General features: G+C 64.5%; 8 protein-coding genes. 6 read left to right on the top strand and 2 right to left on the bottom strand.

Annotation, left to right across the window (positions count from 1 at the left end; genetic code table 11):
- Position 1: 1 nt before the first annotated feature.
- The 6 genes from fabF to ACOYYX_RS32580 all read left to right on the top strand — a co-directional run bounded on the left by fabF (position 2) and on the right by ACOYYX_RS32580 (position 8,351).
- On the top strand, positions 2-1,258 hold the full coding sequence (fabF, locus tag ACOYYX_RS32605; protein ID WP_422926838.1) for a beta-ketoacyl-ACP synthase II: 1,257 nt from the start codon (positions 2-4) through the stop codon (positions 1,256-1,258).
- Positions 1,259-1,527: 269 nt separating this feature from the next.
- On the top strand, positions 1,528-2,721 hold the full coding sequence (gene moeB / locus ACOYYX_RS32600; protein WP_422926837.1) for a molybdopterin-synthase adenylyltransferase MoeB: 1,194 nt from the start codon (positions 1,528-1,530) through the stop codon (positions 2,719-2,721).
- A gap of 200 nt (positions 2,722-2,921) precedes the next feature.
- Positions 2,922-5,210, top strand: coding sequence for an NADH-quinone oxidoreductase subunit L (gene nuoL / locus ACOYYX_RS32595; RefSeq protein ID WP_422926836.1), 2,289 nt, complete (start codon positions 2,922-2,924; stop codon positions 5,208-5,210).
- 48 nt (positions 5,211-5,258) lie between these two features.
- Positions 5,259-7,004, top strand: a complete 1,746-nt coding sequence (locus tag ACOYYX_RS32590) for a complex I subunit 4 family protein (protein ID WP_422926835.1) — start codon at positions 5,259-5,261, stop codon at positions 7,002-7,004.
- A gap of 13 nt (positions 7,005-7,017) precedes the next feature.
- The gene (locus ACOYYX_RS32585; RefSeq protein WP_422926834.1) at positions 7,018-7,755 is read left to right on the top strand and encodes an SDR family NAD(P)-dependent oxidoreductase; all 738 of its coding nucleotides are present in this window, start codon (positions 7,018-7,020) and stop codon (positions 7,753-7,755) included.
- 158 nt (positions 7,756-7,913) lie between these two features.
- Positions 7,914-8,351, top strand: a complete 438-nt coding sequence (locus ACOYYX_RS32580) for a hypothetical protein (RefSeq protein ID WP_422926833.1) — start codon at positions 7,914-7,916, stop codon at positions 8,349-8,351.
- A 243-nt stretch (positions 8,352-8,594) separates the two neighbouring features.
- Here the strand turns inward: ACOYYX_RS32580 and ACOYYX_RS32575 are convergent, their stop codons facing one another.
- The gene (locus ACOYYX_RS32575; protein ID WP_422926832.1) at positions 8,595-10,040 is read right to left on the bottom strand and encodes a DUF1501 domain-containing protein; all 1,446 of its coding nucleotides are present in this window, start codon (positions 10,038-10,040) and stop codon (positions 8,595-8,597) included.
- A 60-nt stretch (positions 10,041-10,100) separates the two neighbouring features.
- Complete coding sequence (locus tag ACOYYX_RS32570) at positions 10,101-12,374, bottom strand: DUF1549 and DUF1553 domain-containing protein (protein WP_422926831.1); 2,274 nt, start codon at positions 12,372-12,374, stop codon at positions 10,101-10,103.
- Between the last annotated feature and the right edge of the window lie 110 nt (positions 12,375-12,484).

Below are 12,484 nucleotides of genomic sequence, written 5' to 3'. Positions count from 1 at the left end.
CATGAGAACGCCACGCCGAGTCGTTATCACCGGCATGGGGGTGGTCACGGCGCTGGGCGACTCGCTGGACGCGTTCTGGTCTTCGCTCTGCGAGGGCCGGAGCGGCGTTGGGCCGTTGACCCTCTTCGATACGACCGACTTCAAGGTCCATTTCGGCGGCCAGGTCCGCGACTGGGACCCCGTCGCTCGTTTCGGCGCCAAGGAAGCGCGGCACCTTGATCGATTCGCTCAGTTTGCGATGGCGGCGAGCATCTCCGCGGTTGAAGACTCGGGCATCGATTTCGGCAAATATGCCCCGCATTCCTGCGGCGTGATCATCGGGTCGGGAATCGGGGGGCTGAACGAGTTCGAAACCCAGCACGCGACGATGATCCACAAAGGTCCGTCGCGGATCAGCCCCTTCACGATCCCCAAGCTCATGGTCAACGCGGCAAGCGGCCAGGTGTCGATCCGCTGGGGGCTTCGCGGCCCCAACAGCGCGATTGCCACGGCCTGCGCGTCGGCTGCGAACGCCATCGGCGACGCCTTCAAGAGCATCCAGTTCGGCCACTCGGATGTGATGATCACCGGAGGCAGCGAGGCGGCGATCACCCACATGGGTTTGGGAGGGTTCGCGTCCATGCGGGCTCTGTCGACCCGGAATGACAACCCCACCCGCGCCAGCCGGCCCTTCGACCGCGACCGAGATGGCTTCGTCCTCTCGGAAGGGGCGGGGATCCTGATCCTCGAGGCTGAAGAAGTCGCTCTGGCCCGAGGTGCCCGCATCTACGCCGAGATGCTTGGCTACGGGATGTCGGCAGACGGATCGCACATTACCGCCCCCGACGAACAAGGTCGAGGTGCGGCCCGTGCGATGCAACTCTGCCTCGAAGACGCGGAGCTCGACCCGAGCGTCGTCGGCTACATCAACGCCCACGGTACCAGCACCGGGCTCGGCGACCTCGCCGAGACGCGGGCGATGAAGACCGTCTTTGGCTCGCACGTCGAGAAACTGCTCGTCTCCAGCACGAAGAGCGAGCTCGGCCACCTTCTGGGGGCCTCGGGCGGCGTCGAATTGATCGCCTCGGCGATGGCGATCAACCACAACGTCCTCCCGCCGACGATCAACCTCGAGAATCCGGACGAGGGGTGCGATCTCGACTACATCCCGAACGTCGCTCGCGAGACTCGCGTCGACTACGTGATGTCGAACAGCTTCGGCTTCGGCGGCCACAACGCTAGCCTGCTCATCGGCCGCTATCGGCCGGCGACGAGCTGAGCCGTCCGCCAGGAGCGAGCTCAGGGCAAGTTCCGAGGCAGGCTTGGCCTACCGAGGTTTCCGTCAGGAGCCGAGGGGTCGGGACCTGCCTTTCGCTTTCTTTCGAGTGCCCGCAGCCAAGGCCCTCAGGCTCGCCCGGTCTTCTCCCGAGCCGTATAACTCAATTGAGGCGAATTCGCCGCGACGGGATGGGTCGTCCCTCGCCGCGAAAGCTCCTTGATCCGCCCGCCAACGTCGCGTCGATCGCCGAACCTGGATACGCAACACCGATGAGCACACCTCCGTTCGACTTGCTCGGCTCTCGCGTCGACTCCTCGACGCTCTCCCCCTCCGAGATCCAGCGCTACGCCCGGCACCTGATCATGCCGGAGGTCGCGATGGAAGGGCAGCGGCGCCTCAAGGCGTCGAAGGTCCTCTGTGTCGGCACCGGAGGCCTCGGGGCGCCTCTCTCGCTGTACCTCACCGCGGCGGGCGTCGGCACGATCGGGCTCGTCGACTTCGACGTGGTGGACGTCTCAAACCTCCAGCGCCAGATCATCCACTTCACGAACGATGTGGGTCGTCCCAAGGTCACGAGTGCCCAGGAGAAGCTCCAGGCGATCAACCCGGAAGTCAAAATCATCCGGCATGAGCAGCCCCTCGACAGTAGTAATGCCCTCGATATCTTCGCCGACTATGATGTGATCGTCGACGGCACCGATAACTTCCCGACACGGTATCTCGTCAACGACGCCTGCGTCCTCCTCGGCAAGCCCAACGTCTACGGCTCGATCTTCCGGTTCGACGGGCAGGCCTCGGTCTTCTTCCCGCCGCACGGTCCTTGCTACCGCTGCCTCTACCCGGTCCCGCCGCCCCCCGACCTCGTGCCGAGCTGTGCCGAGGGGGGCGTCCTCGGAATCCTCCCTGGCCTCATCGGCGTCGTGCAGGCGACCGAGACGGTGAAACTCCTCCTCGGTACCGGTCGCTCTCTGGCGGGCCGCTTGCTGCTCTACGATGCCCTCGACATGTCGTTCCGCGAACTCAGCGTGCGACGCAATCCGAAGTGCCCCCTCTGCGGCCCGAACCCGACGATCACGGGGCTCATCGACTACGAGCAATTCTGCGGCGTCCCGGGCAAGGACTCACACGCCTCGAACGCCCAGGAGCCCGACACGATCAGCCCGCTGGAGCTGAAGGCCCTCATCGACAAGGGGCAGGCTCCGTTCATCCTGGACGTGCGGAACCCTGAAGAGATCGCCATCTGCCGGATCCAGGGGACGAAGGTCATCCCCTTGCCCGAACTCCCTTCGAGGCTGGGCGAACTCGACCCCAACGTCTCGATGGTCGTTCATTGCAAGAGCGGGGCCCGCAGCGCCAAGGCGATCGCCCTCCTTCAGGAGTCCGGCTTCTCCAGGCTCAAGAACCTGACCGGCGGGATCCTCGCCTGGATCAAGGACGTCGACCCGAGCCTCCCCTCTTACTGACCTGCCGGAACCTTGGAATTTGAGCCGAGCGAGGGCCTCAGCATTCGTTGAGCTGAGGCCTCGCATCGGGTTTCCAACCTCTTGCACCCGCTCGGTAGAGATCGAGTGGCTTGCAACGGGGGGATGCCTGTGCCATATTCCAAAGTCTTGCCTGTGAGAGTCCCCGTAGAGCACACCTGGCTGAGGATCCGAGGAACGCAATGAGCTGGCAGAGTAGGCTCTACGTGGCAGCCATCTTGATTCCGCTGGCCGCGTTCGTCGTACAACTCCTCGCGACGCGCCGGCTTGGCCGAGCTGGTGCCTGGATCGCCACGGCGGCAATCGGATTTTCGCTCCTCCTCAGCACCATCGGCTTCGTCGATTACTTCTTCGTCGAGGCCGAGGGAGTGTTGGCTTCGCATGCACACATAATCCGCGATGACAAGTCTGCATCCACGGGCGAGAAAGCGGCAGTTCATCACCCGCTTGCCTGGAAGGCGTCGCTCGACTGGATCGTGCTGGGGCAGGGGATCATCCCCAGGGAAGGTCAGTCTGCCTCGCCAGGGCTGGTCATTCCCCTGGCGGTCCATATCGACAACCTCGCCGCGATCATGTTCCTCATGGTCACGTTCATCGCGACCTTAATTCATATTTATTCGATAGGGTACATGCACCACGATCCGGGGTATCCTCGGTTCTTCATGTTCCTATCGCTCTTCTGCTTCTCGATGCTCGGCCTCGTCGCCTCGGCGAATGTCTTCATGGTCTTCGTCTTCTGGGAGTTGGTCGGGGTCTGCTCCTACTTCCTGATCGGCTTCCATTACCAGGAAAAGAAGAGTGCCGAGGCCGCCAATAAGGCGTTCATCGTCAATCGGATCGGCGACGTTGGCATGCTCGTGGGCCTGGGTTTGCTCTGGACGAGCCTCGGCACGTTCGACATGGCCGAGATCAACCGGACGATTCGCAATCCGGAGGGCCAGCTCAATCTCAACGTATCCGACTCGGGGAAGCGAACCGTTCATCTTCGGGATGACGCCGGCATGGCCCTGAGCGACCCGGTGAGTGGAAAGGCTCGGCAGATCCCCTTCTGGGCGCTCACGCTCGCGGGACTCGGGATCTTCGCCGGCTGCGTCGGCAAGAGCGCCCAGTTCCCGCTCCACGTCTGGCTTCCCGACGCGATGGCCGGGCCCACGCCTGTCTCTGCCCTGATCCACGCGGCGACGATGGTGGCGGCCGGGGTCTATCTGGTCGGGAGGTTCTTCCCGATCTTCACACCCGATGTCCTGCTCTATATCGCCTACACGGGCGGGATCACTCTGTTCATCGCCGCGACGATCGCCACGGTACAGACCGACTACAAGAAGGTGCTCGCCTACTCCACCGTGAGCCAACTCGGCTTCATGATGCTCGGGCTCGGCGTGGGAGGCTGGGCGGCGGGGCTCTTCCACCTGATCACGCACGCCTTCTTCAAGGCCTTGCTCTTCCTCGGCGCGGGCAGCGTGTATCATGCGGTCCACACGTACGAGATGCCCCGGCTCGGGGGACTCCGGAAGAAGTTGCCGGTCACGGCGTGGACCATGCTAGTGGGGACATTGGCGATTTCGGGAGTACCTTTGTTCAGCGGGTTTTATTCGAAGGATGCCATCCTCGCCTCGTCGATTTACTTTGTCGGCTTGAATCCGAAGCATGCACTCCTCCTGATCCTTCCCGTGGTGGGTTCAGCCCTCACGGCCTTTTATATGTTCCGCATGTGGTTCCTCGTCTTCGAGGGGACCTATCGGGGCGGGCAGGTTGGCGAGGGGATTGATCAACATGGACTCCCCGACGCCTACGAACACGCACACGAGAGTCCGAGGATCATGGCCTGGCCGCTGATCCTGCTGGCGATCCCGTCCGTCGTCATCGGCTGGCCGGTCACGCTCCTGCCGATCCCGGGCATCGAGGCGTCCAAGCCCTTGCTGGAACGGATGCTCGAATTTGGCGAGCCCATGGTCCGGCTCGTCGAGGTGGAGTCGGCCCACCAGGCGCATTTGCTGGCGGTCGGCGCGTCGCTCCTGATCGCAACGGCGGGGATCGGACTGGGCCTGATGTACTACGGCCCGCAGCTCCGTTACCTGCCGAAACGCCGATTCGCCGCGTCCACCGCGGCGAACAAACTCCCCTGGCTCTATCGATTCCTGCTTCATAAGTGGTATTTCGACGAGACATATCACGTGCTTTTCGTCAGACCCACCCTGGCTTTCGCCAGGGTGGCCAGCGGGCTCGACGGGCGTCTCATCGATGGCTTTGTGAATGCGACCGCATCGGTGACGGTCTTCCTGAGTCGCCTGGAAGGGGTCTTCGATAAGCTGGCGGTGGATTATCTGGTCAATCAGATCGCGCGGGGCACTTACGCCCTCGGTGACCTCGGTCGTGGGCTCCAGACGGGTCGCTTGCGCAATTACCTGATGTTCCTCGCGGTCGCGCTCGTCGGCCTCTTCGCGGGCGTCTTCGCCTGGGTGAGCCGTTGATCCGGAACGCGTTCAGGGCATGGTCTCTCTCGGAGTGGCGGCAAATCGATGCGTGACGACTTCCTCCTGACCCTCCTCTGGACCCTGCCGCTCGTCGGCGCACTCCTCGTTTTGCTGATCCCGAAGCGGCTCGAGTCGGCCATCAAGTGGGTCTCACTCGCGGCCACGGCGGCTACGTTCCTGCTCACCCTGATCGCCTTCGCGGCTTACAGGAATCCGACGACGCACGCCTCGGCCCCGCTCGGAGAGCGAGCCGAGGTCAATCAGCTGAAGGTAGGGACGCAGGCGAACGTTTACGACGTGACGGACGAGGGGGCGTCGGCGCTCCACGACCTCGTCGTCAGGCGCCCCTGGATCCCGTATTTCCAGATCCAGTATTACCTGGGCGTGGACGGCATCAGCCTGAGCCTCATCATCCTGACGGGACTGGTGAGCATCCTCGCCTGCCTGGCGTCGTGGGGCATCGAGAAACAGGTCAAGGGTTACTTCTCCCTCTTCCTGCTCCTCCTGGCGAGTATGATGGGGGTCTTCCTCTCGCTCGACCTCTTCCTCTTCTATGTCTTCTTTGAAGTTATGCTCATGCCGATGTATTTCCTCATCGGCGTGTGGGGGGGCGAGCGGCGCGAGTATGCGGCCATCAAGTTCCTGCTCTACACCCTCTTCGGTTCGGTCTTCATCCTCGTCGCGATCCTGATCCTCTACTTCTGGCCGGGTGAGCCGGTCCTGGCGGGACAGGGGGCCGCGGCGATGAATGCCGTGACCTTCCGGGCCCACACCTTCGATATCGTGGCATTGACGCGTGCCGTGACCGAGACCGGTTACTACGGCGCGAACATCCAGGCCTGGATCTTCGGGCTCTTCTTCATCGGCTTCGCGGTCAAGCTGCCGAGCTTCCCGTTCCATACCTGGCTGCCCGATGCCCACGTGCAGGCCCCCACGCCGATCAGCATGATTTTGGCCGGCGTGCTCCTGAAGATCGGCGGCTACGGGCTGATCCGCCTGGCCTGGCCGCTCGCCCCGCTGGGAGCCCTGAGCCTGTCGTTCCCGGTCGCGGCCCTCGGCGTCTTCAGCATCCTCTACGGCGCCCTCGTGGCGATGGCTCAGACCGACTTCAAGAAGCTGGTCGCCTACAGCTCCGTGAGCCACATGGGCTACGTCACGCTCGGCCTCTCGGCCATGAACCTGGCGGGCGACCCTCGGTACTACGCCTATGGCGTGAACGGTGCGATGTTCATGATGATCGCCCACGGGATCACGTCCACGGGCATGTTCTTCCTCGTCGGTGTCATCTACGACCGCGCCCATACCCGCGACCTCAACCGGCTCGGCGGCCTTCTCAACTCGATGCCGGGTTACGGTGCGGTCTCGTTCCTGATCTTCTTCGGCTCGATGGGACTGCCCGGCCTCTGTGGCTTCATCGCCGAAGTCTTCGTAGTGCTCTCGTCGTTCAACTACAGTCCGTTCCTCGCCATCTGCGCGGCGGCCGCGGTGATCCTCACGGCGGGGTATCTGCTCTGGACACTCCAGCGTGTCTTCCTCGGGCGCGAGGAACATCATCAAGGGCTGCCCGATCTCACGGTCCGAGAGTGGGGCATCTCGATCCCGTTGGTGGTCCTCACCGTGGGGCTGGGGGTTCTGCCGCAGACGTTGCTCCTCGAGTGGATGGGGCCGTCGGTCTCGGAGATGGTCAAAGGCGTGGCCATGGCGAGCTCGCGGGCCGACGAGGCGGAACTCGTCCGCCCGGCGGCCGGTGTGGCAGTTCCCCAGAATAGTCCTCTCGCCCGATCCAAGTGAAGGATGGCTGAACATGGCTCGTGAACGCGCGGCGTTGGTCACAGGGTCGGCGACCGGGATCGGGCGATCAGTCGCCTGGCGATTCGCGGAACTGGGTTTCGCGGTCACGGTCAACTACACGAAGTCGAAGGCCGAGGCGGAGGAGACCGCCGATGGCGTCCGCGAGCGCGGCGGCGAGGTCCTCCTCTGCGCGGCGAGCGTCGGCAACGACTCCGCCGTCCGCGACATGGTCGAGCGTTCGGTGCGGGAATTTGGCGGGCTCGACGTCCTGGTCAACAACGCGGCCACGACCCACTTCATCCCGCACCACGACCTCGAGGCCGTGACCGAGGAGGTCTGGGACGACATCCTCAACGTGAACATCAAGGGAGCCTTCTTCGCCTGCCGAGCGGCGATGCCCCATCTCAAGGCGCGGAAGGGGAACATCGTCAACATCGCCTCGACGGCGGGAGTCGGCGGGACTGGGAGCTCGATCCCCTACGCGGCGAGCAAGGGGGCGGTCATCACCCTCACGAAGAGCCTGGCCAAGGCTTTCGCCCCGGAGGTCAGGGTGAATGCCGTGGCTCCTGGGCCGGTCCAGACCCGCTGGCTGGCCAACCACCAAGACATGATCGACGAGGCGATGAAGCTGACACCCTTGAAGCGGCCGGCGACCGCCGACGACATCGCCGCGGTGACGATCTTCCTGGCCTGCGAGACCTCGCTCATGACGGGGCAAATCCTGGTGGCCGACGGCGGTCGGACGATCTGAACCGGAACTTGAGCCGTTCTGCCCGAGCGGCCCATTTCTGACCTTGCGAGGATCGGCCTCACCAAGTAACTTCCCCCTCGCCCAAGCACCTAAGCAAAAGCACCGGTTCAGGAAGGGCCTCACATTTTGGAGGGGAACCGATGCAAGGCAGGTCATGGATGGCCGCTTCTGCTCTCGTCGCTTGCACCGTCGCGTTCAGCATTCTCCCGGGCCGCACCCGGGCCGCGGACAACCCCGCGCCTCAGGAAGTCCGACTCGACCTTCGGATCGCCGGCCTGACGTCGAGCGGTGCCGAAATCGAGGTCAAGCCGGCCCATGCCGGTTGCCGCTTCACCCCGGTCGTCGATCGCGTCACGTCCAAGGGTGAAAAGCTGATCAAGCTCGCCGACGTGCGCACCAACAGCGCCGACCGCGAGTGCGCCTTCTCGATTACGATCCGAGAGCCCGGCCAGGCGACGAGGACCGTCAAGCGCGGGCTGCGCCTGGCCAATCCCAAGGGGCCGAGCACCCCTTCGACCCTGACGTGCTTCATTAACTCGCCCTCGAGCCTCGCTCGCGGCGAACAGCGGAAGGGCAATGCCACGCTCCGTCGTTGATACGAAGCCCACGACCCTTGCCTAGGAGATGCTGATCTCAGATCGGGCGAGGATCGATCCAAGGACGGCAGGACTCATGCATCACGCGAGTCGCGTGCGAAAGCCGCGGGTCGGCTCGCTGCGGGCCCAATGCCTGCAGGCCGCCTCGGCATTTTGCAACGGTTGAGCGCATCGAATCATAAGGACGTGTGACGCGATGCGCTCGGACTCTCTCCTGCGGTCGTGAGTCGAGCCGAATCCGGATCAGGCGAGGATCTCCTTGATGACGCGGCCGCCGTTGACGGTGAGCCGTTCGTCCCGGCCGTCCCGCAAGAACGTGAGCTTGAGGTGATCGAGGCCGAGCAGGTGCAGAATCGTGGCATGTAGGTCGTGAACATGCACGCGATTCTCGATGGCCTTGAGGCCGAACTCGTCGGTGGTCCCGACCGTCACGCCTTTCTTGACCCCGCCGCCCGCGAAGAACATGCTGAAGCCATACGGGTTGTGGTCGCGTCCATCGGACTTCTCGCTCATCGGCGTCCTGCCGAATTCCCCGCCCCAGATCACGAGCGTGTCGTCGAGCAGGCCTCGACGCTTGAGGTCCATGATCAGGCCCGCCACGGGCTTGTCGCTCCGGGCGCAGAGCTTGGTGTGGTTGCCTTCGAGGTCGCGGTGGGCGTCCCACTGGCTCCCCGAGCCGCAATAGAGTTGCACGAAGCGGACCCCGCGCTCGACGAGACGTCGCGCCCTCAGGCACATCGCCCCGAATTCGCGACAACGGTCGTCGTCCATGCCGTAGAGCGACTTCGTCTCGCTCGTTTCGACGTCGAGGTCGACGGCCTCGGGGGCGTGCGATTGCATCCGGTACGCGAGCTCATAAGCGGCGACTCGGGCTGAAAGCCGACTATCGTCGGACCTCGGTTCGGCGTGATGCCGGTCGAGGCTGGTCAGGAGGTCGAGTTTCGCACGCTGCTGGCGATCCGTGACCGAGCCCGGCGGGCTGAGGTAGAGGATCGGGGCCCCATCCTTGCGGAACGGGGTACCCTGGAAGGTCGCGGGGAGCCAGGCGTTGCCCCAGTTCTTGGGCCCGCCGATTGGTTCGGCCGCGTCGCTCATGATGACGAAAGCGGGCAGATCCTGGTTCTCGGTGCCCAGGCCATAGCTGACCCACGAGCCGAGGCTCGGGCGCCCCGCGAGGATGCTCCCCGTGTTCATCTGGCAGACGCTGCCGACGTGGTTGACGCCGTCCGCCCAGCACGAACGCACGAGGGCGATCTCGTCGACGACCTTGGCGACGTTGGGATACCAGTCGGAGACCCATATCCCGCTCTCGCCATGCCGGGCGAATTTGCGACGGCTCGCCAGCAGGGTGTTGCCCCCCACTCCCATCGGCGTGAACACCTTGCCGAAGCTCGGGGGCAGGGGCTGGCCGTGGTGCTTGGTCAGCTCCGGCTTGGGGTCGAACAGGTCGATGTGGCTGGGGCCGCCTTCCATGAATAGGAAGATGCAGCTCTTCACCCGGGCCGGGAAGTGGGGTGCCCTGGCCAAGAGCGGGCTCAATGGGTCGATGGCCGGCCCCTCGGCGTAGGCCTTGGGGCTCAATCCGTCCTGATCCAGGAGTGAGGCCAGCGCGAGTCCGCCGAAACCGAGGCCCGCCCTCGCCAGGAACTCGCGACGCGAGGTCACCCATTCGACATGCCTGGGGTTCATCGAGTCGTACTCCCCTAATCCTGCGTGGTTCCGAACGGCCCAGTGCCTGACCGGGTGGCTTCAATCCACGAACACGAATTCGTTGAGGTTCAGGAGGACGTGGCAGTAATCCACCAGCGCCGCCCCCTGGGCCTGGTCGTAGCCGTCCGGCATCGTCGAGGGCAAGGTGACCTTGCGGGACCCATCATTCCCGCCGCTGGTCAGTCCCGGTTCTTCTTCCAGGAAGGCGAGCCCGCGCTGCAACTCGAGTTCGTCGGGCGTGCGGCCGTAGGCCAGGCGATAGGCGTTCTTCACCAGCGTGGTGGGGTCGCTCGGATCGGACGATTCCTTCAGGAGCCGGCCGGCGAGGTGTCGCGCGTGGTCGAGGACCATCTCTGAGTTGAGCAGCATGAGCGCCTGGGGCGCGTTCACGGAGATGTTACGCTCGGGGCAGGTCACGTTGGTGTCGGGGGCGTCGAAGACGTCGAAGAGCGGATACTTCAGGTTGCGCCTGACGAAGACGTAGACGCTCCGTCGGTTGCGCTCCGCGGACGTGGCCGATCGCTTCCAGCCGCCGCGGGTCTCGACGCCGGGCGGGAGGTCGGGGAAGACGCTCTCGCCGCCGAGCTTCGACTCGAGCTGGCCCGAGACGGCCAGCAGGGCGTCGCGGACGGCCTCGCCTTCCAACCGACGCCGCGGCATCCGGCTGAAGAGCTCGTTATCCGGATCCCCCTCCACCGTCTTGCTTGCTGGGACGCTCGACTGGCGATAGGTTGCGCTGGTCACCATCAGCCGGTGCATGGCCTTCATGCTCCAGCCCTTGGCGACGAACTCGCTGGCGAGCCAGTCGAGCAACTCGGGGTGGGTCGGCTCGACCCCCTGGGTGCCGAAGTCGCTCGGGGTTGCGACGATCCCCCGGCCGAAGTGCTGCTGCCAGAGGCGATTCACCATCACCCGGGCCGTTAGCGGGTGGTTCGGGTCGGTGAGCCAATCGGCGAGGGCTTTCCTACGCCCTGCCGTCGGTGCGGCCTGGTGGGCCTGGCGTTCCGGCGAGGAGGAGCCGAAGACCGAGAGGAAGCCGGGGTCGACGACGTCTCCAGGGCTGGCGAAGTTCCCCTTCTGGAGGAGACGTACGGGCGGGGCCAGAGGGCCGGTGTCGGTCATGCCGCTGGCGCGATTGGGCGAGGCGGGAGCCGCCTTGGCGAGCCTGGCCATCTTGTCGCCGGCCTGGACCCAGGTCCGGCGGATGTCCGGCTTCATGGACTTCTCGATGGCCTCCGGTGCGACCTTCATCTCCTTGGCATAGCGCCGGAGGAGGTCTTCCTGGAGTGCGGTCCTGGCCTGGGGATCGGTCTGGTAGGCGGCCTGGACGTCGCGGGGTAGATCCTTGAGCTTGGAGGCGAGGAGGTTCCGAACGTATGGGCGTTCGAGCTGGTCACGCTCGCGCCTGACGACGTCGACCCGGGCCTCATGCTCGGCCTCGATCACCGCCTGCATCGACTGCTCGACGGCGTTCAGGAGCGGGTAGTCGTCCTTGGCGGCACTCGCGGCGAAGAGGGCCTGGAACCGGTAATAGTCGACCTGGCTGATCGGGTCATACTTGTGGTCGTGACAGCGCGCACAGGCTACCGTCAGGCCGAGGAAGACCGACGCCGTGGTGTCGGTCATGTCGTCGAGCATCAACTGGCGGTTCAGGCCGGGGATGTTGTTGTTGTCTTCGTACGGCCAGTTCCGGTTAAACCCGGTCGCGATGAAGGCGTCGTTGCGTCCCGGCTCGACCTCGTCCCCGGCGAGTTGGAGCCGGACGAAGCGGTCGTAAGGCATGTCGTCGTTGAAGGCCTGGACGACCCAGTCGCGGTAACGCCAGGCATTCGGCCTGGTGACGTCGCTCTTGAACCCGTCGCTCTCGGCGAAGCGGGCGAGGTCCAGCCAGAACCGGGATGTACGCTCGCCATACATCGGCGAAGCCAGCAATCTGTCAACGACCTTCTCATAAGCGTCGAGGGATTGATCGCCGACGAAGGCGTCAACTTCCGCGGGGGTGGGAGGGAGACCGGTGAGGTCGAACGTCAGGCGCCTGATGAGTGTGGCTCGATCCGTCTGAGAGGACGGTTCGAGTTCGTTCGCCTCGATCTCTTTCAGGATGAAGGCGTCGATCGGATTGCGGACCCAATCGGTCGTCTTGACCGCCGGTACTGCGGGATGTTTTGGGGGAAGGAATGACCAGTGGCTGGTCTGCTCCTGAGTCCAGCGCTTTTCGCCGACCCCGGATCCGGCCGTGGCCTCGCCGCCCGGATGGACGAGCAGCAAGATGTTGAGGAGGCCGCAGGCGGCCAGCGATCGTGTTCCCGCCATCAGTGATTTCCCCCGGTCTCTTACTTGACGGACTTGAAAGTAAGACGAGTTAATCCAGACGGTTAGGTGAATCGGCGGCTCTCACTGGAGGAGGCTTCTCACAGGCTCAG

The sequence above is a fragment of the Singulisphaera chitinilytica genome, assembly GCF_049331405.1.
In the GTDB taxonomy this organism is placed as follows: domain Bacteria; phylum Planctomycetota; class Planctomycetia; order Isosphaerales; family Isosphaeraceae; genus PoT.
This window is presented reverse-complemented; position numbering and strand designations above follow the sequence as displayed.

Bases quoted from the DNA above. Each gene is read 5' to 3' on its own strand.
- fabF (WP_422926838.1), top strand. From the start codon at position 2: ATGAGAACGCCACGCCGAGTCGTTATCACCGGCATGGGGGTGGTCACG.
- moeB (WP_422926837.1), top strand. From the start codon at position 1,528: ATGAGCACACCTCCGTTCGACTTGCTCGGCTCTCGCGTCGACTCCTCG.
- nuoL (WP_422926836.1), top strand. From the start codon at position 2,922: ATGAGCTGGCAGAGTAGGCTCTACGTGGCAGCCATCTTGATTCCGCTG.
- ACOYYX_RS32590 (WP_422926835.1), top strand. From the start codon at position 5,259: ATGCGTGACGACTTCCTCCTGACCCTCCTCTGGACCCTGCCGCTCGTC.
- ACOYYX_RS32585 (WP_422926834.1), top strand. From the start codon at position 7,018: ATGGCTCGTGAACGCGCGGCGTTGGTCACAGGGTCGGCGACCGGGATC.
- ACOYYX_RS32580 (WP_422926833.1), top strand. From the start codon at position 7,914: ATGGCCGCTTCTGCTCTCGTCGCTTGCACCGTCGCGTTCAGCATTCTC.
- ACOYYX_RS32575 (WP_422926832.1), bottom strand. From the start codon at position 10,040: ATGAACCCCAGGCATGTCGAATGGGTGACCTCGCGTCGCGAGTTCCTG.
- ACOYYX_RS32570 (WP_422926831.1), bottom strand. From the start codon at position 12,374: ATGGCGGGAACACGATCGCTGGCCGCCTGCGGCCTCCTCAACATCTTG.